Annotated in this window: 18 protein-coding genes; 6 read left to right on the top strand and 12 right to left on the bottom strand. The window is 71.4% G+C overall.

Features of this window, described 5'->3' with window-relative positions; translation table 11 throughout:
* Positions 1 to 385: 385 nt before the first annotated feature.
* Genes ACN263_RS18115 through ACN263_RS18085 form a run of 7 tightly spaced genes read right to left on the bottom strand, consistent with a single transcriptional unit; the run spans position 386 to position 5,861 of the window.
* Positions 386 to 769, bottom strand: coding sequence for a PPOX class F420-dependent oxidoreductase (locus ACN263_RS18115; RefSeq protein ID WP_422735546.1), 384 nt, complete (start codon positions 767 to 769; stop codon positions 386 to 388).
* Between the two features lie 25 nt (positions 770 to 794).
* Positions 795 to 1,715: an NAD-dependent epimerase/dehydratase family protein gene (locus ACN263_RS18110; RefSeq protein ID WP_422735544.1), complete on the bottom strand. Its 921-nt coding sequence runs from the start codon at positions 1,713 to 1,715 to the stop codon at positions 795 to 797.
* Entirely contained in the window at positions 1,712 to 2,305 is a 594-nt protein-coding gene (locus ACN263_RS18105) for a dihydrofolate reductase family protein (protein WP_422735542.1), read from the bottom strand. Before ACN263_RS18105 ends, ACN263_RS18110 begins: the two co-directional genes overlap by 4 nt.
* Positions 2,306 to 2,354: 49 nt before the next feature.
* A complete protein-coding gene (locus ACN263_RS18100) occupies positions 2,355 to 3,677 on the bottom strand; it encodes an FAD-binding oxidoreductase (RefSeq protein ID WP_422735541.1) in 1,323 nt (440 codons plus the stop codon).
* 53 nt (positions 3,678 to 3,730) lie between these two features.
* Positions 3,731 to 4,579, bottom strand: coding sequence for a helix-turn-helix domain-containing protein (locus tag ACN263_RS18095; RefSeq protein WP_422735540.1), 849 nt, complete (start codon positions 4,577 to 4,579; stop codon positions 3,731 to 3,733).
* A complete protein-coding gene (locus ACN263_RS18090) occupies positions 4,576 to 5,247 on the bottom strand; it encodes a VC0807 family protein (protein ID WP_422735538.1) in 672 nt (223 codons plus the stop codon). The genes ACN263_RS18095 and ACN263_RS18090 overlap by 4 nt, the downstream gene beginning before the upstream one ends.
* The gene (locus tag ACN263_RS18085; RefSeq protein WP_422735536.1) at positions 5,244 to 5,861 is read right to left on the bottom strand and encodes a TetR/AcrR family transcriptional regulator; all 618 of its coding nucleotides are present in this window, start codon (positions 5,859 to 5,861) and stop codon (positions 5,244 to 5,246) included. The genes ACN263_RS18090 and ACN263_RS18085 overlap by 4 nt, the downstream gene beginning before the upstream one ends.
* Positions 5,862 to 5,999: 138 nt before the next feature.
* Here ACN263_RS18085 and ACN263_RS18080 point away from each other — a divergent pair, with 138 nt between their 5' ends.
* Positions 6,000 to 6,497: a hypothetical protein gene (locus ACN263_RS18080; RefSeq protein WP_422735535.1), complete on the top strand. Its 498-nt coding sequence runs from the start codon at positions 6,000 to 6,002 to the stop codon at positions 6,495 to 6,497.
* Positions 6,498 to 6,557: 60 nt separating this feature from the next.
* On the opposite strand, the gene ACN263_RS18075 is transcribed toward ACN263_RS18080, so the two are convergent.
* The 3 genes from ACN263_RS18075 to ACN263_RS18065 form a co-directional block, all read right to left on the bottom strand.
* Positions 6,558 to 12,746 carry a S8 family serine peptidase gene (locus ACN263_RS18075; protein ID WP_422735534.1) on the bottom strand — a complete coding sequence of 2,063 codons (6,189 nt, stop codon included), beginning with the start codon at positions 12,744 to 12,746 and terminating at the stop codon, positions 6,558 to 6,560.
* Positions 12,747 to 12,759: 13 nt separating this feature from the next.
* Positions 12,760 to 12,921 carry a hypothetical protein gene (locus ACN263_RS18070; protein ID WP_422735532.1) on the bottom strand — a complete coding sequence of 54 codons (162 nt, stop codon included), beginning with the start codon at positions 12,919 to 12,921 and terminating at the stop codon, positions 12,760 to 12,762.
* A gap of 81 nt (positions 12,922 to 13,002) precedes the next feature.
* Positions 13,003 to 15,957, bottom strand: a complete 2,955-nt coding sequence (locus ACN263_RS18065; protein ID WP_422735530.1) for an ATP-binding protein — start codon at positions 15,955 to 15,957, stop codon at positions 13,003 to 13,005.
* A gap of 99 nt (positions 15,958 to 16,056) precedes the next feature.
* Here ACN263_RS18065 and ACN263_RS18060 point away from each other — a divergent pair, with 99 nt between their 5' ends.
* Positions 16,057 to 17,304 carry an FAD-dependent oxidoreductase gene (locus ACN263_RS18060; RefSeq protein WP_422735528.1) on the top strand — a complete coding sequence of 416 codons (1,248 nt, stop codon included), beginning with the start codon at positions 16,057 to 16,059 and terminating at the stop codon, positions 17,302 to 17,304.
* Positions 17,305 to 17,312: 8 nt separating this feature from the next.
* Positions 17,313 to 17,852 (top strand): MarR family winged helix-turn-helix transcriptional regulator, encoded by a 540-nt coding sequence (locus ACN263_RS18055; protein WP_422735527.1) that lies wholly within the window; start codon positions 17,313 to 17,315, stop codon positions 17,850 to 17,852.
* Here the strand turns inward: ACN263_RS18055 and ACN263_RS18050 are convergent.
* Positions 17,801 to 18,589 (bottom strand): IclR family transcriptional regulator, encoded by a 789-nt coding sequence (locus ACN263_RS18050; protein ID WP_422735525.1) that lies wholly within the window; start codon positions 18,587 to 18,589, stop codon positions 17,801 to 17,803. The genes ACN263_RS18055 and ACN263_RS18050 overlap by 52 nt on opposite strands.
* A gap of 217 nt (positions 18,590 to 18,806) precedes the next feature.
* On the opposite strand from ACN263_RS18050, the gene ACN263_RS18045 reads away from it, so the two are divergent.
* Positions 18,807 to 20,045 (top strand): fumarylacetoacetate hydrolase family protein, encoded by a 1,239-nt coding sequence (locus tag ACN263_RS18045; RefSeq protein WP_422735524.1) that lies wholly within the window; start codon positions 18,807 to 18,809, stop codon positions 20,043 to 20,045.
* Positions 20,042 to 21,559 carry an aldehyde dehydrogenase family protein gene (locus ACN263_RS18040; protein WP_422735523.1) on the top strand — a complete coding sequence of 506 codons (1,518 nt, stop codon included), beginning with the start codon at positions 20,042 to 20,044 and terminating at the stop codon, positions 21,557 to 21,559. Before ACN263_RS18045 ends, ACN263_RS18040 begins: the two co-directional genes overlap by 4 nt.
* A gap of 244 nt (positions 21,560 to 21,803) precedes the next feature.
* On the opposite strand, the gene ACN263_RS18035 is transcribed toward ACN263_RS18040, so the two are convergent.
* A complete protein-coding gene (locus ACN263_RS18035) occupies positions 21,804 to 23,327 on the bottom strand; it encodes an alpha-N-arabinofuranosidase (RefSeq protein ID WP_422735522.1) in 1,524 nt (507 codons plus the stop codon).
* 489 nt (positions 23,328 to 23,816) lie between these two features.
* Between ACN263_RS18035 and ACN263_RS18030 the strand changes: the two genes are divergently transcribed.
* Positions 23,817 to 24,839: a LacI family DNA-binding transcriptional regulator gene (locus ACN263_RS18030; RefSeq protein WP_422735521.1), complete on the top strand. Its 1,023-nt coding sequence runs from the start codon at positions 23,817 to 23,819 to the stop codon at positions 24,837 to 24,839.
* Positions 24,840 to 24,892: the final 53 nt, after the last annotated feature.

Below are 24,892 nucleotides of genomic sequence, written 5' to 3'. Positions count from 1 at the left end.
GTGTGCGACGAACGCGCGCCCCGTCACCGTCGGTCACCCCGTCCAACGGGCTCGCCGCCGAGAAACCCTGAAGACGTGAGGTGCCCACGAGGACGGCCGGCTCGGGCCACGGCTGCCCGTCACTGGTCTCGCCGCCGTGCGGGACCGGGCTGCCGTCGAATCGTCGGTGGTCACCACGTTCGCCCGAACACCACGCGATCGTCCGTCGGAGGATGCCGGAGCATCCGGTCCGAGGTCGAATCGATTCGCCCCGACGCTAGATCAGGCAGGGAAGTGTGTCAATGTCGTGGCCGGCCGCTCGACGGTCCGTCCGTGAGCACAGGAGCGGCCCGCGCGGTGTTCCGGTGGCTGCCGGGAACAGCCGTACGGGCCGGCCGGTAGGGCGTCAGCGGATGCCGATGGTCTGGTGATCAGGCTCGATGACGGCGACCACGCGTTCGTGGTCGCGCGGGTAGGTCCCGTCGGTGTACTTGGCGACGATACGGTCGATGATCGACCATCCGGCGTCGCCGTCGATCCACGCGACGACGCGGCCACGTACGGCGACCGGGGTGAACGGGTCGTCGGCCGGTGCGACAGACAACGCGAGGCGCGGGTCGCGGCGCAGGTTGCGCGCCTTGCGCTTGCCGGGGCCGGTGAATATGACGATGTGGTCGCCATGCGTACCGACGTACACGGGAGTCGCGTGCGGTGAGCCGTCCGGTAGAACGGTGGCGAGGTGGGCGATCGGTGCTTCGTCGAGCACGCGGCGGATGTCGGGATGCAGCACGGTTGTTTCTCCCCGGGTGTGGTGGTCAGCGATCGTGGTGGGTCCGCCAGGCGACGTAGTCGGCCACTGCGGTGGTGAGGTCGAAGGTTGGGTTGAACCCGGTGTCGGTGCGGAGCCGGGAGATGTCGAGGTAGGGATCGCGCCCCGGGCCGGTCCGGCGTCCGTCGACCACGTCGAGCCGCGCGTGCGGAACGGCCGCGCGCACGGCGTCGACGAGCTGCCCATTGGTGAAGGGCTGTCCGCTCGAGACGTTGTAGACGTCGTGGGCGAGGGTGTCGGCGGTGATGAGCATGGCGATCGCGCGTCCGGCGTCCGGCGCGTAGCAGAAGTCCCCGCCGTCCTGGGCGTGCACGGCTGCGGGGCGTTCGCCGCGCAGCACGGCGCTGATGTAGGGCGGGATCGCGTTGAACGGTGTCGCCGGGTCCATGAGCGGTCCCCAGGTGCTGCCGATGCGGAGCACGACCGCCTCGGTTCCCGTGCCCTGCAGGGCGTTCGTGGTCAGTGGTTCGACCGCCTTCTTGAACGCGATGATCGGGTGTGGTGCCGGCGCGGTGGGCAGGGCCAGGTCTTCGTACCAGGGGACGTCATCGCGGCCCAGGTAGGAGCCGAGGCTGCCGGCGACGGCGAAGCGCCGTACGCGCCAGGCGCGCGCGGCGTCGAGCATGGTGAGCAGGCCGGCGGTGTCGGCCCGGAAGTACGCCACCCGGTCCTCGCCGGGGATGCTGCCGGCCAGGTGGACGATGTCGGTGATCCGGTACCGGTCGCCGAGAGCCGACACCGCGGCGGGGTCGGTGACGTCGAGTCGTTCGACGACGACGTCATCAGGCAGGAACGTCGGGCGTTCGGTCCGCCGGTGGGCGGTCGCGACAACGGCGTGGCCGAGGTCCGTCAGGGCGCGGGCGGTCTGCGCGCCGATCATGCCGAGGCCGCCGGTCACGAGGATCATCGGACCACCTCGTAGTGCAGGTGGGTCACGGCCGGTGCGGCGACGGCCTCGATCAGGCGAAGCTCGACCGGCGCGGACAGGGTCTGGAAGTACGGCCGGCCGGCGCCCAGCAACACCGGCCGCTGGTGCAGGATCAGTTCGTCGACCAGACCCGCGGCCAGCGCGGCGGTGGTCACCCCGCCGCCCATGAGAGCCACGTCCTTGTCGCCGGCCAGGCGGCGGGCCGTCTCGACGGCCTCGGCGATGCCGCTGGTCACCAGATTCTGACGGGGGTGCGTGGCGGGCAGCGGCCGGTGGCTGAGCACCACGAGCGGCGCGTCCGGGTGCGGGGTGCCGCCGGTGTCCCAGCCGGAGTCGTCGTAGGTGTTGCGCCCGGCCAGGCTCGCGCCCACCCGTGCCGCGGCCGCGTCGAAGACGCGGGCGCTGGGGGCGCTGAGCCGGAACCCGTCGATCACCGCGCTCGGAGTGTCACCGTCGAAGTACCAGTCGAACAGCATGCCACCGTCGCCGAGTCCGCGTCGGGGGCCCGGGTCGCGGCCGGTGATGTACCCGTCGACCGAGACCGACAGTGCTGCGAGGACCTTGCTCATGGATCGCCTTTCGGTGGTTGTCGGACACCTCAGAGGGTTGTCGGACACCTCAGAGGGACTGCGGGAAGCCGAACAGGTGCTGTGGGTCGTAGGACTGTTTGACGACGGCCAGCCGGGCGTGATTGGTACCCCAGTAGGCGTCCGCCGGCCGGTCGAGCAGGGGGTCGGGGAAGTTGGGGTAGACGCGGTGTGACGAGTGCGGGTGGGCGAGCGTCCACGACGCGTCGACCCAGGGGTCGCCACGATGGCCGACATGCTCCAGCAGGTACCGCTCGCGTCGGTGCACGAATGCGGTGTCCGCCGGGCCGACACGGTTGTAGGCGCCGCCCATCGGGGTGAACGTGAGTCGCCTGTGGTGCCCGGCGTCCCCCGAGGTCAGCAGCGCGAGCAGGTCGGTGACGACATCGGGTGGGAGGGGCCGTGCGAAGTACTCCGACCGCAGGCGGCCGTCACCGACGTCCTGACGGGGATCGGCCGACGCCCACTTGGCGAGGGTGAAGGGCACGGGATCGGCCACGGACAGCCGGGCGCCGGCACCCGAGTCACGGGCAAGGTCGCGCAGCCACGCGCCGGCGCGGGCGGCGTCCACCGCGATTCCCGACACGACCACGCGGACGCCTCGGCCCGGTTCGCCGGTGAGTTCGAGGGCCGTCGAGATGTCGTCCGGCGCGTCCGGTGCCGACGCCTGCCACGATGCGACGACCCGGGCCGGATCGCCGTCGAGGCAGGTGAGGACGACCCGGGCGGTCAACGGCTCGGTGACGGTGGCGAGGCGCAGGGAGGTGACGACGCCGAACTGCCCACCGCCGGCCCCGCGCAACGCCCAGAACAGCTCGGGGTCGCGGTGTTCGTCGCAGTCGATGACACTGCCGTCGGCGAGGACGACCGTCGCTGCCACCAGCCGGTCGCACGTCAGGCCGTGAAGCCGCCCGAGCAGCCCGATGCCGCCTCCGAGGACGAGTCCCGCGACACCGACCGTCGCGCCGCACCCCGCGGGTAACGTCCGTCCACGGGAGTGCAGCGCGCCGTAGAGCTGACCGAGGCGTACCCCGGCGCCGACCGTCACGGTCCCGTCGTCGGACAGGTCGACGCCCCGCAACCCGGAGACGTCGATCAGGATGCCGTCGGTGGACGACCGGCCGGCGAAGCAGTGCCCTCCGCCGCGTACCGCGAGGGCGATGCCGGTGTCACGCGCGTACCCGAGAGCCGCGGCGACGTCACGCACGGACCGGCACCGCAGTACGACGAGAGGTCGCCGTGCCGCGCCGGCAGAGCCGACCGGTCGACGCGCACTGTCGTACCCGGCCTGGTCGCGGGTGAGCACCTCACCGTCGAAGTCCCCGGGCAGGCGGAGTGGATACCGGTCGATCACGGGGCGACGTTATCGAGCGTCCCGCTCGCCGGTCTTGAACGAATCGCGCACCCTCACCGGGGTACCCGTGGACGGCGGCCCACGAGAAACGGCGCGTACGACGCGGTGTGGTCGTGACCGCACGAGCACCTCTCGACGTCAGCGCCGAGCAGGCCGCCCGGTGTCAACCCGGTGAGGCGGCGTACCTCCCGGCTCAGGTGGGCCTGGTCCGCGTACCCCACGTCGACCGCGAGTCCCGCCATCCCGTCGGCCCCACGGCGTCCCGTCGCGGTCGCGCCCGCCTGCGCCAACGCGAGGAAACCCTGGAACCGCAGCGTCCGCTGCAACGACTTCGGCCCTGTTCCCACCGCCCACCGGCAGCGACGCCGGAACTGGCTCGCCGACAGTCCGAGGTGGTCGGCGACCGCGCCGACGTCGCGCGACGTCCAGGGCATCAGCAACCGCACCGCCGCGCGGACGAGCGGATCCGGAGCGGCGGTCCGTACGCGGTGCAGCAGGAAGTCCTGCAGGACACGCAGCGCCGCCCGCGGCGTGGCCGCGCCGGCGATCGCCTCACCCAGGCGGTCCACCCACCGGTGGCCGAACTCGTCGAGCGAAACCCGCTGGTCGAGCAGGTCCCCGACGCCTCCGGTCGTCAGTAGGGGCACCCCGGGGTGGAACCGGACACCCAGCAGGGTCGTCGCCGCAGGGATCACTTCGACCCGCGGACCCGTCAACGGGCCGAGCAGCCGGGGCGGTCCACCGATCGGCCAGTGCAGCTCCGCGCCACCGGTGGGCAGGTGCCGCTGCACGTAGGGCACCGTCCCGGTCGTCTGCACCCACACGGTCCGAACGTGGTCGACCAGCCCCGGCGCCGGGGCGAGCTCGACGTAGGACGCGGTCGTACGCGTCGTCGGGCTCACGCGCGCAGCCCGTGCCGGGCCGTGTACCAGAAGAACCAGGACAGGAGGCCGGCGAGCATGACGACGTACTGCACGTTGGTGAGCGTCGCGACCGCGTCGAGGTCGACCACCATGGCGATCGCGACGCGGACCAGCGCGTCCAGCATCAGCACGACGCCGACCACCACACTCACCAGGCGCAGTCGGCGCCGGAAGACGGGATCGTCGGTCCAGCGCTGCTGCCACGCCGCGGCGCCGGCAGCACCGACCTTCGCCGTGGCGATGACCGTGCCGAGGTGGAGCATGAACGGCCGCTTCATGGTCAGCGACAGCAGCACCCACGCGCCGAGCAGGCCGGTGAGCCAGCCGTCCTTGACGTACAGCAGCCGCGCGTCCCCGGTCACCACGCTCAGCGCGCCCCCCACCAGAAACAGGCTGACGACGACGAGACCCGCGACGTCGATCCGCCGGCTGCGGGCGGCGACCAGGGCGGCGTTCGCCGCGGGAACCGCCCCCGCGGCGAGGGTGGCGGCCAGCACACCGGCGCCCAGGGCGCGGAGCGCGTAGTAGACGAGCAGGGGCAGGACCACGTCGACGACGATTCGTCCGACCAGAGCGCGGCGTGCGCCCTGTCCCGGACGCCCGGCGGCAGTCGGCGTCGGCCGGGCGTCGTTCCGGACCGGCCTCACGGCAGCACCTCGCCGAGATCTCCCGGGGTCGGGTCCGCCGCGATCGCGCGGTCGAAGAGCCCGCACAACTCCTCCGCGTAGGCGACCAGGTCCATGCCCTCGCCGCCGGCGAACCGCTCGACGGCCGCATCGACGGCGGCACGGACCGTCGCCGCCATGACGACCGGGTCGAACCGGCGCAGTTCCCCGGACTCCTGGCCGGTGACGAAGAGCTGCGCCAGCAGCAGCACCGGTACGTCCTCGTGAACATCCGCATCCGCCGCGTCCCTCGGCAGGTTACGGACTATCTCGACGGCCGCGCGGGCGTACGCCGGTCGTTCGCCGAGGAAGCGGAGATTCGAGCGCAGGTACGCGGCGAGCTTGCCGCGCGCCGACGACTCGGCCTCGATCGCCGGGACCATGTACTGCTGCGCCCGCTCGCCGATGTGGCGCAACGCCGCGGCGACCAAATCCTGCTTGGTGTCGTAGTGGTACGTGATGAGCCGCGTGCTGCTGAGTCGCGCCGTCACGACGATCCGCGCGAACGTGGCCCCCGCGTAGCCGTGCTCGGCCAGCAACTCGACGAACGCCTCGAGAATCCGCGTCTTCCGATCAACCTCCGGTGTTATCTGCACGGATAAAATAGCAGCAGAAGGCCGGCTTCCCGTCAAGGGTGTAGAGATCGGATTCGACTCCAGCACCGGGGTGGAGTGGAAGTGTCTCGATGTCTCGTCGATCGTGTCGCCGCGACGGTGTCGGGCAGAATACGATCCGTGTCCTCTTCCCCCGACAAAGCGGCGCGGCAGCAGGCGGTGGCCGCCGACGCGACGCTCGCGCGGATCAACGAAGGCGTGCAGCTGCACCATCAACAGGGCCAGCGGGTGGCGGCCCGGGACCTCTTCACACGGATCTGGGACGAGATCGACGGGGAGCGGGGCGATCCGCTGCACGTCTGCGTCCTCGCACACTCGATGGCCGACGTGCAGGACGACGTCGAGCAGGAGTTGATCTGGGACCAGCGGGCCCTGGTCGCGGTCGACGTCCTCACCGATGCCCGCCTGGCACAGGCCGGGGTGCCGATGTCGGTGGCGAGCCTGTATCCGTCGTTGCACCTCAGCATGGCCGACTGCTACCGCAGACTCGGTGACCGTGACCGGGCCCGCGACCACCTCGGGCGGGCCCGGGCACGGATCGACGCGCTCGGCGACGACCCGTACGGTCAGCTCATCAGGGACGGACTCGATCGGCTGACCGCGCAGTTGACGCCCTGACTCCCGACCCGGTCGGAGCCTCCCCGGCGAACCGGGGAGGCTCCGACTACGCGTCCCGGCTCAGATACGCGGGTCCTCCTGCACCTTCAGAGCGTTGAGGATCGGATCGCCCTCGCCCTTCTCCCGGGTGAACTGGATGGTCAGGTCACCACCGGTGTGCTCGACCGTGACCGTGTTCGCGTCGACGGTCAGCGCACCCACCTTCGCCTGCACGTCGTGGTCGTAGAGCACGACCTTGCCGTCGGCGAGCACGTCGAAGGCACGCTTGCCGGCCTTCACCTTCTCGAGCTCGGCGAAGTCGAGGCCGATCCGGTACGTCCCGGCGGGGGCGTTCTTGAACACGTAGCTGAACGTCTCGCCGGTCCGCTGGGTGCGGAACAGCGCGTCGTCAGTCGTGCCGGCGATGTCGGCCTTGGTGGTGTGTGCCTTACCGCCGACGTAGCCCCAGGCCCGTGAGCCGAGTGCCTGGTCGGGTGCCCAGAAGAAGCCCGAGGCGTCGACGTACCCGGACCCGCCCGCGTCGACGCCCTTGAGGTAGGCGGACGTCGCCAGGCGGACCGGCGTGAGCTGGCTCTCGCCCTTGCCGGCGTTGGACGCCACGAGCACGTCCCCGACGAGCACGCCGGGCTTGAGGCCGGCGTTGTCGCCCGTCACCGTGACCGTGGTGGACGTGCCGGCGGCGAGCGTGACCGGGCCGGTCGCGGCCGGGCCTGTGAGGGTCAGCCACGGCAGGTCGGCGGCCTCGTGCCCACCGTCGCTGGTGCGCTGCTGCTCGCTGACCCGCACCTCGAGCGGTGCGGAACCGGTGTTGGTGACGGTCACCTCGGCCGTCGCCTTCTGGCCCTTGTCGAGCAGCCAGTCGATGTCCTCTCCGGAGACGGTGGCGACGCCCGTGGTCAGCGCCGTGTCGACCACCTCGGCCTGGTCCTTCCTGGCGATGGTCACGTTCTGGCTGGTGGTGACGTAGTTGGGCGCCTCCACCTGCACCGTGTTCCCGCCGATCAGCGCCTGGGCCTTCCACCGGCCCTTCATGTCGGTGGTGATGACCCGCTCACCGGCCGGTCCCTTGAGCGTGACGATCGCTCCTTCGATCGGCTTGTTGTCGTTCTTGTCGGTGACCGTTCCCTCGATCGTGCCCGCGGCCGGGAGGGTGTACTCCAGGCCCACGCCGGCCTTCAGGACCGGCTGGTTGAAGGAGAACTGGCTCGCGGGGTTGCGGTTCAAGCTCTCCACGCCGACCGTTGCCGACGAGCCCTTGGTGAGGGGGTTGTCGCCGCCGACGCCGTCGCCGTAGCCGATCTGGATCCGTCCGTCGGCGACCAGGGTGACCGAGAAGCTCACCCGCGCGGTCTGGTCGCTGTAGAAGGTGACGTTGCGCCACTCGATGACCTGCGCCGGCACCCCGTCCACCTCGGTGGTGCCGAGGTAGATGCCCGCCTCGTCGTCGACGACGAGGTCGTCCCAGAACGGATAGATCGCGTCGACCGGCGTGCCCGCCGACGGCAGCTCCGTGTTGGTGGACCACACGGCGGCGCGGTCGAAGGACAGCGAGCCGTTCGTCGTGACGCACACACCGTCCCAGGCCGTGTCGTAGAACGGCTGGAGGTAGTCGGCGTCGAAGAACAGCGGACCGCACAGCTCGTCGCCCCGCCACCCGGACTCCTGGGTGCCCTGGCGGTAGAGCCCTTCGGTCACCTTCATCGAGTACGAGCGACCGGCGGGGGCCACCGGTACCGGACCCGGGTCCGGCTGCTCGGGCTCGGGGTCCGGCTCCACCGCGTCCGCCCGCGGGTCGAGCGTCACCCGCAACGCGGCGATGCTCGGGGCCTTCAGACCCTTCGAGCCCCGCAGCTCCACGGTCAGCGGACCGCCCTCGTGCTGCACCACGGCCTTGCGCCAGTCGGCGGCGTTCGGCCCCACGGCCGCGGTCGGGTCGTACGCGTAGTCCGTCAGGGTGCCGTTCACGAGGACGTCGAACACCCGCTTGCCCTTGGCCACCTTGTCGATCTCGGCGAAGCCGAAGTCGATCGCGTAGGTGCCCTTGGGCGCGTCCGGGAAGCGGTAGAACAACTGCCGCTCCGCCGTGCTGCGCTGGGACTGGAACAGCAGGTCGTCCGTCGTGCCGGCGATCCCGGCCTTCGTGGAGGTGACCTTCGTCCTGCCCTCGTACCCCCAGGCCTTCTTGTTGGCCGGCTGGTCGGCGGACCAGGTGTAGCCGGTGCCGTCGGTGAACGTCGCACCGCCGGCGTTGACGCCGACCTGGTACTTCGTGGTGGTCAGCGTCACCGGCACGTAGCTCTTGGGCTGACGTCCGGAGTCGGAGCGGACCACGATGTTCGCGCCCTGGACGCCGGGCTTGACGCCCTTCGAGGAGATCGAGACCCGGATGGTCGTCGACTGCCCCGGGGCGAGGGTGCCCCCGGTCGAGGAGAGCGACAGCCACGGCAGGTCGGTGAGCAGGTCGTCCTCGACGTCGACGAGGACGACGTCGTCGGCGACCTGATCGACCGCCCACAGCGCGCCGGTCGAGTCGGTCTCCAGGCCGCCGCCCTGGTTCGTCTTCCTGCCCGGGAACCACCACGCGTTCACCAGTGAGCAGTCGTCGGGGTCGACCTGCAGCAGGCGGGTGGGCCGGTTCGAGGTGAGGTCGGTGTACCAGATGGTGTCCGACGCCTGGTTGTAGGCCAGGCCGATGATCTCGGGCAGCGGCGGGGTGCAGTAGGACAGCAGCGCGCCCGGCTTGTCGTGCGACGTACCGGCCACGGTCCCGATCTTGCCGTTCCGCCGGCCACCGACGTAGAAGACGTCCTTGGCCGGGTTGTAGGCGAGACCGGTCAGCTGCGAGGTGACGAAGTCACCCTTGATCTGCCTCGTCTCCTTGCCGGTGTCCCGGTTGAAGCAGTGGATGAAGCTGGCCGGGCTGTCCTCCATCTGGCACATGTCACCGGTCCTGGTGTCCAGCGTCATGTCGAAGGCCCGGTAGTCGGGGTTCCACGCCGCGTCGAAGACCTTGCCGGTCTTCTTCCCGGTCACCGTGTAGGCGGTGTTGGTCCGCGCCTCGTAGTCGTGGACCCAGACGTCGCCGTCGTAGCCGACGCCGGTGGGCACCTTCTCCCCGACCTTGCCGGGAATGGAGATCCGGGTGATCACATCGCCGCCGGAGGTCGCGCCGACCTTGGCCGCCGCCTGCGCCTCCGCGGCGCTCGACGCGGCCGTCGCGCCATCGGCGTTCGACGGCTTCATGCCGCCGCTCGCACCGGCCTTCCAACCGGCGAGGTCGATCGTGCTGGCCGCACCCGTGCCGGTGCGCGCGGTGGTGCCGGCGGCGTCGAGCTCGGGGTGCCGCGCGGCCTCACCCAGGGTGTACGTGAGCGGGGCGGAGCCGGTGTTGGTCAGCGTCAGCGAACCCACGCCGTTCTGGTCGGTACCCAGCAGCGTCTCGAGGCCGTCGGCCTTCAGGCCGGCGACACCCGTGGTCAGCCGGGCGTCGACCTTCGCCCGCGCGTAGAGCTTGTCGAGCGAGAAGGGGTACGCCTGAGTCGGGTAGTTCGGCGCCTCGACGGTCATGGTGTAGTCACCGACCGGGAGCTGGCGGTGCACGATGCCCGTCCCGTTGGTCGTGACCGTCTCCACGAGCCCCTTCTCGGTGCTGAAGGAGACCTTGGCGCCGGCCACCGGCAGCCCGTCGTTCTGGTCCACGACGGTCGCGTCGAGGTACCCGAAGTCCGGCAGGTCGTAGGTGACGATCAGGCCGTCGCGCAGCACCGGGGCGTGGTCGGAGAACCGGATGCCGTCGACGCCGGCCCAGCCCTGGATGCCGGTGACGCCGGTCGCGCCGGCGGTCACCGGGTCGTCCGAGCCGACGCCGTCGCCGTACCCGAAGATGATCGTGCCCGAGCGGGTGAACGTGGCCGAGAAGTTGACCGGTTCGGTGTACTCCGAGCGGATGGGGTAGGCCCAGAGCTTGGTCTTGCGGTACTCGACGACGAACGCGTCCTCACCGTTGACCTTCGTGGCGGCCGTGAAGACACCGCCGCCCGGGGCGAACTCGACGGGACTCTCCAGGTAGAACGGGAAGGCGCCCGCGCCGCCGTAGCCGGGGCCGGTGCTGCCGTCCGGAGCGATGATGCCGCGCAGGCCGACGCCGAGGGTGTCGTGGCTGCCGTTGTAGAGCGCGATCGGGAACGGCAGCTGCACCGTCGCCCACACACCGCTGCCGAACGTGACCGGCTCGGTGCCGCGCAGGTACTCGCCCTCGGTGACGGCGCAGCTGTAGCCGCCCTTGTCGACGACGAGCCCGACCGGGATCTCCGGTGACTCGTTCTGCGCGCCCACCGTCAGCGGAAGCGACGTGGGGGAGAAGCAGGCGTTGGGAGTGGCGGTCAGCTTGTACGTGCCCTCGGGGACGGCGGTGATCGTGAACGCGCCGGTGGCGTCCGTGCGTACCGGCTTCAGCGGCGTGTCCCGGATCGCCACGTCGGCGTTCGGCACGGGCCGCTTCTTGTCGTCGACGACCCGTCCGCTGATGTCGTGCTTCGCGGCGGCGGTGAGCGGCAGCGTGACGGAGCTGTTCTGGCCCTGGGCGATCGTGACGGTGGCGGTCGCGGTCAGGTAGCCGAACACCTTGGTGCTGAGCTGGTAGTCGCCCACCGGCAGGTTGGTGGTGAACCGGCCGTCCTTGTCGGTGCCGATCGACCGGCTGAACGGCCCGCTGATCGTCACGTCGGCGGCGGGGACCGGGGCGCCGTTGGCGGTGACGACACCGGTGAGGGTGCCGCCCTTGCGGGGCGCGAGCTCCAGCAGGCGGACCAGGTCGAGCCGGCCCTCGCCGTACTTGTTGTTGACCTCGGCGGTGCCACCGCACTCGGTGTCGTCGACGTCGGTGGCCGACTCGGCGAGCAGGCGACGGGTCTCGTCGACCTGCCCGATCAGGGTCGGGTCGTAGCTCCAGAGTGCCGCCACGGCACCGGCGACGTGCGGTGCCGCCATCGACGTACCGGCCATCTCGACGTAGCTGTTGTTCGGGTAGGACGAGCGGACGTTGACCCCCGGCGCGGAGATCTCGGGCTTGATCCGGCCGCCCTCACCCTCGCCCTTGCGGGAGAACAGCGCGAGCGTGCCGTCCTCGGCGTACGCGCCCACCGAGTAGGCGCTCGCCGCGGAACCCGGCGAGGAGACCGTGTCACAGGCCGCGTACGGCGAGGTGTTCCCCGACGACCAGGTGCTGAACATGCCCGCGGCGGTCCAGGCCTCGTCGATGGCCTGGAAGAAGTCGTCGAAGTCATGCTCGACGGTCTGGCCCCACGAGTTGTTGACAACGTGCGGGCGCTTGGACGGGTCGGGGTTGTTGCCCTGGAGGTCGGTCGGGGCGAGCAGCCACCAGCCGGAGCGCAGCAGCGACTCGACGCCGGTGCTGTCGCAGCAGCCGTTCGTGGCGATCCACTGCGCGTCCGGGGCGACGCCGACGTGGTCGGCGCCGTCGACGCCGACCATGGTGCCCATGGTGTGCGTGCCGTGTCCGTTGTCGTCGCACGGTGCGCTCGCGCACGAGCCCCGGGTGGCCATCCAGTTGTAGTTGTGGTCGACGGTGCCGTCCGGCTTCGCGCCCCGGTACTGGCGGGCCAGGGCGGGGTGGTCGAACTGGACACCCGAGTCGAGGTTGGACACGGTGATGCCCGCGCCGGTGGCGCCCATGGCCCACGCCTGCGGGGCGTGGATGGCCTCGAGACCCCAGGTGACGGTGTCGTCCGCGCCTGCCTTCGGGGCGGCGGGTCGGGCGGCCTGGTCGGCGGGGAGCTTCTTCTCCACCGGCTGGACCAGGGCGACCTGCGGCGTCGCGTGGATCTCGGCGACCTGCACCCGGGCGGCCACGTCGAGGGCGAGCTTCTCGGTGCCGCCCTTGACGAGTACGGCGTTGGCGATCGGGTAGGGGGTGTACGTCACCTTGGCGCGGTCGAGGTCGGTGGAGACGGCGGCCAGGGACTTCTTCGACGCCGCGGTCAGGGCGTCGTAGACGAACTGGCCACGGGCGGTCCAGTCGGCGATCTTCTTCGCCGGCGCGAGGTCGGCCTTGCTGTCGAAGGTGATCCAGAAGTCGGCGGCCGGCTGGGTGCGGAAGCGGTCCTTCAGGGTCGGTGCGATCTTGGCCGCCGTGCCGGGATCCGGCTCGGCGGCGGACGCCGGTATCGGCTGGAGCACGCTCAGGCCGACCGCTGCGGCAAGTGTTGCCGCGAGGGCTGTGAGTCTCATGGGGGTCCTTCGCCTACAGGGGTTGGTAGGGGTCGTGGCTCGCGTGGTCGACGGCGGCGTCGGCGTCGGGTACGTCGGAGGCGTCGCGCGCGGTGACGCGCGATTCGCCGAGCCGCTCGGACGGCGGCTGGTGCTCGACGGCGGAGTCGTCGGGCACGACGGATCGCTCAGGCATGCATTGCCCACCGGCTATGGATCATGGAGTCATGCTCGGCCCAGCCGGGTGACGTTAGCTATCCGGTGGATACGTCAAAATTCATGAGGCGTTGTCGAGGGATTCGTCCTCGGCAAACACGCCGGCCTCCACCGCCTTGACCGCGAGCGCGGTCCGGCTGCTCACCTTCAGCTTGCGCATGGCGGCCCGGAGCTGCTGGTCCACCGTGGCCGGAGACTTGGCCAGGATCCGGCTGATCTCCCGGTTCGTCTTGCCCGCGACGACCAGTTGGACCACGTCGAGCTCGCGAGGGGAGAGCTGGTCCCCGTACCCACGTCGGCCGCCGCGCCACAGGCGCGGCACCTCGGCGCCGTGCTCGCGGAGCCGTTGTGCGACCCGGTCCGCGTCGCCGCGGGCGCCAAGCCGGAACAACTGCTCGTACTGTTCCGCCAGCAGTTCGCGGCCCTGCTCGGTGCGGCCCTGCGCGATGATCGCCTCGGCCTGCCGCTCGCGGGCGCGCATCGCGTCGTACGGGCGCGGCAGGGCGCTCCACGCGCTCGCCGCCCGGGCGTACGCCGTCGCCGCGCGCGTGTGGTCCCCGGCCGCGGCGAGCAGCAGGGCACGACACACGGTGAGCGCGGCGCGCGGCGCGGGCGCCGTACGGCCACGCAGTCCTCTGGCGAACTGGTCCGTCAGGCGGGTTGCGGCCGCCAGGTCACCGGCGGCGAGGTGCGCCTCGACCCGGGCGGGAACGAGGTCCGTCGCCCAGATCCAGATGCCCTTGCGCCGCACGGTGTCCATCGGCTCGTTGGTGATCCGCAGCGCCCGGCCGCTGTTGCCGTCCGCCAGCCACAGTCTGGCCAGCGCCGCGGCGGCCTCCATCGTGTCGTCCGCCGCGCCGAGCCGGGCCGACTCCTCGAGGACCAGCCGGAACTGCTCCTCGGCGGCCCGCCGCCGTCCGGCCGCCGCCGCCAGTCGGGCCGCGAGGCGGATGCTGCCCAGGTAGTGCGCCGGCCGGTCCCGGTCGGCGTCGGCGAGGGCCGCGCTCGCCTGGGCCAGGCCGTCCCACCGACCGGTGAGCCACGCCAGGTTGGCCTGTTCGAGTCGGACGTTGTGCTGCAACCGGGACGCCTGCTCGGCCTCGGCGAGGCGCATGGCCACGTCGAGGTGTTCCGCCGCGTCGGCGTACCGGCCCCAGATCAGCGCGCCGGTGCCGACGTTCGCGTGGATGCGGGCCACGTCGAGACGCTCGGCCGGGGTCGTGCCACCCAGGGGCAGGTCGGCGACGACGTCCCAGGCCTCCTGCTCGCCCAGCATGAGCAACGCCGCCGCGCGGTTCCCGGCCAGGTTCAGCCGCTCGGCGGGGGAGTCGATCTGGGCGGTGAGGTCGGCGGCGCGGTCCAGCCATCGGCGGTGCGTGGCGGCGGGCCACGGTCCGGCGTAGGCCCAACCGAGGTAGGTCATCGCGCGGGCCGCCTCGACCGGGTCGTGGTCGAGGTTGGCCACCGCCTGCTCCAGCTCGCCGAGGGCGGCCTGCGCCTCACCCCCGGTGATCAGGAGCCGACCCAGGGGATTGCGGATCTCGGCCTGCTGCCGGGCGGAGAGGCCCGGGCTCTCCAGCACCGAGCGCAGCGTCCGGACCACCCGGTGGTAGACCTGATCGACCTGTTCCCGGCGGCCCAGCGCGGCGACCCCGGCGATGCGGGCGACCCGCGCCCGGTCCGCCGGTGGCAGCACGGCCCACGACAGCAGGTCGACCAGCAGGTCGACCGCCTTGGTGTGGTCGCCCGAGGCGATGGCCAACTCGGCGCCCTGTTCGGCGTACCGCGCCCAGGAAGGGATCTCGCCGGCCTCGCGGAAGTGGTGGGCGAGGCGTGCCACGGGCGGTGGGTGTACCTGCTCCAGGGCGCGACCGGCCAGCAGGTGGACGTGTCTGCGGTCGGTCAGTGGGATCGACTCGTAGACCGCGGTGGCGGCCAGGACGTGCCGGAACCGCCACCTGCCGCGGTCGTCTCCGTCCAGGACGCCGGCACTGGCCGCCTCGGCGATGGCGGTCCGGCACTCGCCCGGTGACAGGCCGGCGGTCAGCGCGATCGTCGCCACCGAGGACCGGTCCGCCAACGTCGCCGCGGCGCGCAACGCCTGCTGCGCCGTGGGCGACAGGCGGCTGACCCGTTCCCGGGTGGAGTCGCGCACCGTGGGTGGCACCTGTAGCTCGCGCAGCTTCAGCCGGACCCACTGGCCGTCGCGGAAGACGAGGTCGGCCCGATCGCACATGAGACGGACCGACTCCTCCAGTGCCAGCGGAACGCCACCGGTCCGTTCGTGCATGAACGTCGTGAACTCCTGCGAGATCGGGTTGCCGTCCAGCATCGAGGAGACCAGCGCCGCCGTGTCGTCGGGTCGCATGGGCGCAAGGGCGATCCGCAGTTGGGTCACGCCGGCGGGCAGTCGGGACGTCAGCCGCAGCAACAGCGACCCGTCGCCGACCTCCTCGGGTCGATAGGAGATGACCAGGCTCGGTCCGTCCGACTGCTGTCGGGAGATGACGAACAGCAGGAACTCCAGGGTCACCTCGTCGGCCCAGTGCGCGTCCTCGAGGACGAGGACGTCGACCCGCAGCGCCCGCAGCAACTCGTCCAGGGCGCGGAACAGGCGGTGCCGGGCCGCCTTCGCGTCGTCCAGGGGCGGCAGCGCGGGCGGCAGGTTCGCCGACCACTCGGGGAACAGCGGCCGCAACGCGCCGGCGAGCGCGGTGAGCCGCAGCTGCGACACCGGACCGTCGATTCCGTGGAACGCGTCGACGATGGGCCCCAACGTCAGCGACTCGCGCAGCGGTGGGCACACCGACACCAGGGCGGTGCGCTCAGCCGGCGTGCTGAGCCACTCGCGCAGCAGCCGGCTCTTGCCGATCCCCGCCTCGCCCTCCACCAGCACGATCGCCGGTGGCTGGGCCAGGGCGCCCCGTAGTGCCGTCAGCTCCCGGTCACGCCCCACGAAGCGCGGGGTGGAGACGGTTGGCGCGGTCCCGTCGTCCTCGTTCGAGGGGTCGAGCATGCGTGATGATCTCGTTTTTCGGTGCCCGGGCACAAGACCGCCGTCGGGCGGGACGCGGGCCGTCTTGCGGAAATCATCTTAGTCATTAAGATAATCCGCATGGGCATATCGACGAACTTCTCGGTGGCTATCGCCGGCGCCGGCCTCTCCGGTCTCTGCCTCGCCCAGTACCTCACCCGAGCCGGCATCGACGCGCACGTCTACGAGCGGGACCCCGGCCCCTTCGTGCGGCGACAGGGCTACCGGATCATCCTCGACCGCCACGGGCTGGCGGCGTTGCGCGAGAGCCTGCCCCGCCCGCTGTACAACCTGGCGCTGACCACCGGCGACGAGCCCGGCGGCCACCTGCGCTTCACCGACAGCCGACTGCGGGACGCGTTCACCATCACCTTCAAGGACGAGCCGTACGCCACCCGCCAGGTCGACCGGCTGACGCTGCGCTCGATCCTGCAGACCGGGCTGAACGGGCGGATCCACTACGGCAAGCAGGCGGTCGCGGTGGACAGTGGCGGCCCGGCCGGGCTGCGACTGCGGTTCGCCGACGGCGGGGCCGTCGCGGCGACCGTCGTGGTGGGCGCGGACGGCGTCGGCTCGGCGCTACGGGCACAGCTCATGCCGGACGCGGCCCCGGCGAGCGCGCCGCTGGCGGGCATCTACGGCCGGTCACCGCTGCACCGCAACGGCGAGAGCATGATCCCGGACGCGCTGCGCAGCAGCGGCGTGCTGGCCATCGCCGATCGACCCGGCCGCGCGTTCTTCTTCACCCCGATGCGGTTCGGTGAGCGGCCACGGGAGGCGTTCGCCCGGCTGGCGCCGGGCAGCTACGCGCCCACCGGCGACGACTACGTCATGTGGGGACTGCTGCTGGGGCAGGGGGAGGTGCCCATAGGCGTCCGTGGCGACCTGCTCGCGCTCTGGCGACTGGCCGCCGGGCTGAGCACCGACTTCCACCCGCTCATCCGACGGCTGGTCGCCACCGCCGAGTTGGACGCCACGGTGCTCAACCTCTTCGCCACCGGCCGGCGCCCCCGGCGCTGGGCGGTGCCCCGGGCCACGATGATGGGCGATGCCGTGCACGTCATGCCGCCGTTCGGCGCCCACGGCGGCAACACCGCGCTCCGCGACGCCGCACTGCTCGGCCGTAGGCTGCTCGAGGCCCGGGCGACCGGCCGGGCGGTGGAGGAGGCGATCGCCGCCTACCAGGACGAGATGGTCCCCTACGCCTTCCGCGCCGTCGACACCGCCGGCCGGCTGATGCGCCGTCTCACCGGGGGCGCGGCCGCACCACACTGGGTGCTGACCCGGGTGTTACCTCGGCTGCACCGGGTGACCGTGCCGGAGGCATGATTGCGGGCATGTCCCAGGTGCCGGCCCGTGCGACCGCGATCGCCGACCTCATGCGCGCCGGACGGGAGATGTCCCGGCTGTCCATGGTGTTCCGGTACGCCATCGCCGAGCGGCTGGGCCTGACCGTGAGCGACCTGGAGTGCCTGGACCACCTGGCGGACGTCGGATCCGCCACGGCGGGGCAGGTCGCCGAGCGGACCAACCTCACCACCGGGGCGGTCACCAGCATGCTGCGCCGGCTCCAGCAGGCGGGCTACGTGACCGCCGAGCGCGATCCGGCGGACCGACGGCGGGTGATCGTCACCCTGCGTCCGGAGCGGGCGGCCGAGCTGACGCGGCCGTACGAGCGGTTCGCCGAGCGGGCCGAGCGGCTCGTCGAGGGCTACAGCGCCGAGGAGGTCACGATGCTGGTCCGGCACTACGACCGCATGCAGGCGATGTACCTCGCCGAGTTGGACCGCCTCCGCGAGGGTGACACCGCGCGGCGCACCCGAGGTCAGGGTGCGGACCGGCCGTCGTCGTCCGGGTCGGCCAAGGGCCGCGGGTAGCCGATCTCGTACGAGATCTGGTTGGCGGTCTCCAGGAGCAGCGGCAGGTTGCCCTTCAGCTCGTCGAGGTTCGCGATGACCTCGATCGCCGTGATCGAGACGGCGGCGATGACCTGCCCTCGGGAATCCCTGATCGGGGCGGCCACGCACATCACGTAGGTGTCGTGCTCACCGTTGTCCACGGCCCAGCCGCGTTCCTGGATGTCGGCGAGTTCGGCGTCGAGCGCGTCGCGGTCGGCGAAGGTGGTGTCGGTGAACCGCTCGAACACGACGTGCGAGAGCAGCCGCTCGCGGTCCTGGCGGGGCAGGTACGCCAGGATGGTCTTGCCCACGGCGCTCGCGTAGATCGACACGGCGCGCCCGACCCGGGAGGGGAGCTTGACGGCGTCGAACGCCGGACTGTCCACCTTGTCGATGTAGATGATCTCGTCACCGGTCAGTTGGGCCAGGTGCACGGTGTGGCCGGTCTCGCGTTGCAGCGTACGGAGGTGGGCGGCGGCCGGCTGGCGCAGGTCCATCGAGCCGAGCGCGAGGTCCGCCAGCTCGATCAGCCCGCTGCCGAGCACGTAGGTGCCCGCGCCGGTACGGCGGACGAAGCGCGCCGACTCCAGGGTGTGCAGTATCCGAAGCGCCGTGGACTTGTGGACGCCGAGCACGTCCGCGGCCTCGGTCAGGGACAGCGGGCGTTCGGCTGACCGACGGATGAGGTCGATCGCGCGGCGGATCGATTGCGCCAAGGCTCTGTCTCCCCTCGTACGGCGCGGCATCGCCGCTGTCGTTGCATCATGTGCAATGTAGATGACGCGATACGCAACCGCCACTTGACAACGTTGCACATGTCGCTACGATCGTTGCAATTTATGAACGTGACTCCGACTCGTAACGGTGGAGCGACGATGGGTAAGCGGTGCGCTCGTATCGGCTTCGCCGGGGCGACGAACGACGGCGACCGACATGCCCTCGCGTCCTGAGACCACCGACGAGCGGCCGATGCTGACCAGCGACGGCGGACCCCGACGCGAGGACTGGGCCGATGCCGCCGCCGAGGCGTTGCCGGACGACGCGGACAGTGTCCTGATCGGCCGGATCTGGGACCCGTCCGTCGGCGGTCCCACCCCCGTGGCCGTCCGCGACGGCGAGGTCATCGACCTGAGCCAACGGTTTCCGACCGTCCGGGACATCTGCGAGCTGCCCGACCCCGCCGTCACCGTGGCCGGGCTCGACGGGGCACGGGTCGGGGACTTCGCGGAGATCCTGGCCAACACGGCGGTCGCCACCCGCGACAATGGCCGGCCCTGGCTGCTGGCCCCGGTCGACCTCCAGGCGCTCAAGGCCGCCGGCGTGACCTTCCCCGTCTCGATGATCGAGCGGGTCATCGAGGAGCGGGCCCGTGGCGACCTGGCGCTCGCGGCGGACATCCGGCAACGGATGTTCGCCGACATCGGTGTCGACCTGCACCACCTGGAACCGGGCTCGGTCGAGGCGGACCGGCTCAAGATCCTGCTGGTCGCCGAGGGCATGTGGAGCCAGTACCTGGAGGTGGGGATCGGTCCGGACGCCGAGATCTTCACCAAGGGACAGGTCCTCTCCGCCGTCGGCACCGCCGTCGACGTCGGCGTGCTCGCCGCGTCGACCTGGAACAACCCGGAACCCGAGATCACGCTCATCGTCCAGTCCAGCGGCCGGATCGTCGGCGCCACGCTCGGCAACGACGTGAACCTGCGCGACATCGAGGGCCGCTCGGCGCTGCTGCTTCCGTTGGCGAAGGACAACAACGCCTCCTGCGCCCTCGGCCCCCTGATCCGGCTCTTCGACGACCGGTTCGGTATGGAACGGGTGCGCGAACTCGAGGTCCGCCTGGAGGTCCACGGGGTGGACGGCTTCCGGCTGGAGGCGGTCTCGGAGATGACGCAGATGTCGCGTGACCCGGAGGACCTGGTGCGCCAGCTCGTCGGCCCGCACCACCACTATCCCGACGGCGCCGCCCTGATGCTCGGCACCATGTTCGCGCCCATCCAGGACCGGGGTCACCCCGGTGAGGGCTTCACCCACAAGGTCGACGACGTGGTCCGGATCAGCTGCCCGGCGCTCGGCACCCTGGTCAACCGGGTGCGGCACGCCCAGGAGTGCGAACCCTGGCAGTTCGGTGTCCGTGACCTGATGGGCAATCTGGCAAGGAGAGGACTGCTGTGAACGTGGTCAGCACGGTCGATCCCCGCGACGGCACGCGTCGCGCGACGGAGCTCACCGAGACCGACGAGTCCCGGGTGGACGAGATCGCCGGCCAGGCGTCCCGGGCGACGCGCTGGCTGACCGACCTGGGCCGACGCGGCAGGGCGGAGTTGCTGGACGCGATCGCGGCCTCCCTCGATGCCCGACGGGCCGACCTGGTCGCGGCCGCCGAGGCGGAGACCGGGCTGGCCCACGCGCGGCTGGACTCGGAACTCACCCGGGCCGCGGTCCAGTTCCGGATGTTCGGCGACGTGCTCCGCGACGGGGCGTACGTCGAGGCGGCCATCGACCACGCCGCCGACACACCGCTCGGGCCCGGCCCGGACGTGCGGCGGATGCTCGTACCTCTCGGGCCGGTCGCCGTCTTCGGGGCCAGCAACTTCCCGTTCGCCTTCTCGGTCGCGGGCGGTGACACGGCCGCCGCGCTCGCCGCCGGCTGCCCCACCGTCCTGAAGGCGCATCCGTCCCACCCGCTGACCTCGCACGCGTCCGCCGCCGCGATCGGAGCGGCGGTCCGCGACCTCGGCGGGCCCGAGGGCGTCATCGGGATCGTGTACGGGGAACAGGCCGGCCGTTCGCTGGTGCGGCACCCCGCGATCCGTGCCGCCGCGCTCACGGGTTCGGTCAACGCCGCCCGCGCCATCCAGGCGGCCATCGACGAACGACCTGATCCGATTCCGCTGTACGCCGAGCTGAGCAGCGTGAACCCGATCGTCGTCCTGCCCGGTGCGGCCACCGATCGGGCCGAGGGGATCGCCGAGGGCCTGTTCACCTCCTTCACCGCCTCCGGCGGCCAGCTCTGCACCAAGCCCGGCCTGGCGTTCGTCCCGGCGGGTGAGGGTGGCGACCAGCTCGTCGACGGCCTGCGCGAGCGGGTCGCCGGCGCGGGCGGCGCGTTCCTGCTCAACGAGCGCATCCGGGACGCGTACGAGATCCGGGCGGCGGAGTTCGAACGGGCCGGCGCCCGGGTCTCGGCCCGGCCGCAGGTCGAGCCCGGAGCGGGCTTCGCCGTCGCGCCGAGACTCCTGGAGGTCGACCTGAAGGGGCTGACCGCCGAGATCGCCGACGAGTGTTTCGGCCCGCTCATGATCGTGGTCCGGTACGGCGACGTCGCCGACCTCGACGCCGCGCTGGACACCGTCCCGCCCTCGCTGACCGGTTCGGTCCACCGTGGCCCGGCGGACGACGCCGACGTCGTCCGGCGGCTGGTCGACGTGCTCTCCGCCCGCGCGGGCCGGATCGTCTTCGACGGCTATCCCACCGGCGTCCGGGTGTCCTGGGCCCAGCATCACGGCGGGCCCTGGCCGTCGACGAACGCGGTGCACACATCTGTGGGCGCGACGTCGATCCGCCGGTTCCTCCGGCCGTTGGCGTGGCAGGACGCCCCGGCCTGGGTGCTTCCCGAGGAGTTGCGCGACGATTACACCGCCATTGCGCGCCGGGTCGACGGGAGGTTGACGCCAGCGGCCGAATAATTGCGCCTGACCGTCTCCCGGGTGCGTTCCGACGCCACCTGTGGTGCACGCGTGAATTCGTTAGCCAAATTGATCCGACAGAGCATCCGGCCATCAATTCCGTGGTCCCGTACGGCGTTGTTTCCGGACACAATTGTTCCGGTCCTGGTCGGACCGTCGACGCGATTCTCCGTACTCCCTGTGGTGGGGAAGTCCCGGGCCGCGCACCCCTCGGTGAAACCGGGGGTGCGCGGCCCGGGGTGGTTCACGGGGTGACGTCGGTGGCGTGCAGCCGCAGCATGGTCCACGACGCGGGCGCAAGGGTCAGCCGGACGCCGGCGTCGCCGGCGCGGACCGGCTCGGTGGGGCGCGGCTCGGCGTGGTCCGGGCCGGCGGCGGTGTTCTTGGCATCGAGGTCGTCGCCGCCCACGGTGACGCACTCGATGACCTCGCCCACCCGGGCACCGGCGAGGTCGACGGTCACCTCGGCCGGGGTGTCGACGGACCGGTTGACGAGGAACACGGTCAACTCCCCGGTGCTGTCGTCCCAGGTGGAGACCGCGTCGACCGCGGCGACGACGCCGTAGCGGTCGGTGCTCGTGGTGCTGCCGTCGCGCAGCACGTCCAGCACGACGCCCCGGGCGTGCCGGGCCGTGCGAGCGAACGGGTGGAAGATGGTCTGCCGCCAGGCCGACCCGTCCGGCTCGGTCATGATCGGCGCGATGACGTTGACCAACTGGGCCTGGCACGCCGCGGTCACCCGGTCGCTGTGCCGCAGCAGGCTGATGAGCAGGCCACCGACGACGACGGCGTCGGCCACGCTGTAGTGGTCCTCCAGCAGCGGCGGCGCGACCGGCCAGTCCTCGCCACTGGGTGGCGTGGACGGCGCCGCCGACTGGTACCACACGTTCCACTCGTCGAACGCGATCATGATCTTCTTGGTGGACCGGCGGATCGCGCCCACCGAGTCCGCGATGGCGGTGACGGCGTCGATGTACCTGTCCATGTCCTCGGCCGAGGCGAGGAAGCTGGGCAGGTCGTCGTCGACCGGCTGGTAGTAGGCGTGCAGCGAGATCAGGTCGACGTCGTCGTACGCCTCGGTCAGCACGTCCCGCTCCCAGCTGCCGAAGGTCGGCATGCCGAGGTGGGACGAGCCGCAGGCGACCAGTTCGAGGTCGGGATCGAAGCGGCGCATGGCCTTCGCGGTCTGCGCCGCGAGCCGCCCGTACTCGGTGGCGCTGCGCTGGCCCACCTGCCACGGACCGTCCATCTCGTTGCCCAGGCACCACAGCCTGATCCCGTACGGGTCGGCGGCGCCGTTGGCGCGGCGCTGGTCGGCGAGGTGGCTCCCGGCGCGGTGGTTGGCGTACTCCAGCAGGTCGACGGCCTCGGCCGTGCCCCGGGTGCCGAGGTTGACCGCCATGATCGGGTCGACGCCGGCCTTGCCGACCCAGCGCATGAACTCGTCCAGCCCGAAGGCGTTGGTCTCCAGGCTGTGCCAGGCGAGGTCGAGCCGGGCCGGTCGTCGCTCGACCGGGCCCACGCCGTCCTCCCAGCGGTAGGAGGAGACGAAGTTGCCGCCCGGGTAGCGGACCGTGGTGACGCCCAGCTCACGGACGAGCGCGAGGACGTCGCCCCGGAAACCGTCCGCGTCGGCGCTGGGGTGGTCGGGCTGGTAGATCCCTCCGTAGACACAGCGGCCGAGGTGCTCGACGAACGAGCCGAAGAGCCGGCGCGGCACGGGTGCGACCCGCCGACGCGGATCCAGGAGCAGGCGTGCGGTGTTCACGACCGCCCTCCCCGCTGGCTCTGACGTGGCCGGACGGCCGAAGCGGCGCGGCGGGGGAGTGGGTCCGGCGCTACGTCGAGGTGGGTGTTCAGGGCGGGGCTCCTCTCGGACGGGGTCTCCGACGTCGAGATCGGTGTTCGCGGCGCCGGGGACCCGGGGGTGGTGGGTCGGTGCGAGCTCTGGACATCGCCATGATCATGGATTACGTTCGCGATCGATGTAAACGTTACCGATCATGCTCCCCGGAGGGAACACCCCGTTTCGGAATGGCGCCTGACGGAGAGTGGCGCCCCGTTGTCAACGGGTGGCACCCGTGCGCGAAATGGCGCGGTTTTGCGGTGCGCGAAGTCCACCGTGCACGATCCCGGGTGGACCTTTCGGGGACCCTCGCGTCGGGATGAAAAGGTCTTGTGTTCGCAATCGGGGTCGGTTACGTTGGCAACATCCTGGAAACGTAACCGATAACGATTGCAGTCCAGAGAGAGTGGCATGATCGAAGCCAATGCGCCGGCGACAATGAGTGATGTCGCCCGGGCCGCCGGTGTCTCCACCGCCACCGTCTCCCGCGTCGTCAACGGCCACTACGGCGTCAGCGCCCGCACCATCGCCCAGGTCCGTACCGCCATCGAACAGCTCGGCTACGAGTCGAGCCTGGTGGCCTCGAGCCTGCGGCGCAGCCGCACCAACGTCCTCGGCCTGGTGGCGCACAGCTTCCAGTCGTACACGGCGGAGGTGCTCAAGGGAGTCATGCAGGCGCTCAGCCGCTCCGGCTTCGACCTCATCATCTACGCCAACAGCGACCTCTACGGGTCCTACTCGGAGGGCTGGGAGCAGCGGCACCTGACCCGCCTGTCCGGCACCCTCACCGACGGGTGCATCGTGGTCACGCCCTGGGGCGAGATGCGCAGCCGGACGCCGGTCGTGGCCATCGACCCGGTACGCGGCGCGACGGAGCCCTCGGTCACGGCCGACAACCTCACCGGCGCCACCACCGCGGTCGAGCACCTGCTCGACCTGGGCCATCGCCGCATCGGCTTCATCGCCGGGCGCGACAGCCTCGCCTCGGCCTGGTCCCGGGAGGAGGGCTACCGGGCGGCGCTCACCGCCGCCGGCGTGCCCGTGGACCCGACGTTGATCGGCCGGGGGGACTTCAATCCCGAGTCGGCGGTGCCGTTGGCCCGTGCCCTGTTGCAACGGGCGGACCGGCCGTCGGCGGTCTTCGCGGCGAGCGACGGGATGGCCCTCAAGGTGTTGGAGGTCGCCCGGGAGTTGGGCCTGCGCGTCCCGGCCGACCTGTCCGTCGTCGGCTTCGACAACATCCCGGAGGCCGCGTCGACCGAGCCCGGTCTGACCACCGTGGACCAGTCGATGTACCAGCTCGGGTACGAAGCCGCGCGGATGCTCAAGTCACTGGTGACCGGCGAGTGGGACGAGCCGCACCAGATAGTCCTGCCGACCAGCCTCGTGGTCCGCGAATCGACCGCGCCACCGACGAACGACCGAAGGAGGTGAGCGCTACCGCACGGCGAGATCCACCGATGGGTTGAGCCGGTCAGCGGGTCGCA

It is taken from the genome of Micromonospora sp. WMMD729 (assembly GCF_049315225.1).
GTDB lineage: Bacteria > Actinomycetota > Actinomycetes > Mycobacteriales > Micromonosporaceae > Micromonospora.
Note: the sequence above shows the minus strand (reverse complement) of the source record. Positions and strands in the feature narration are given on the sequence as shown.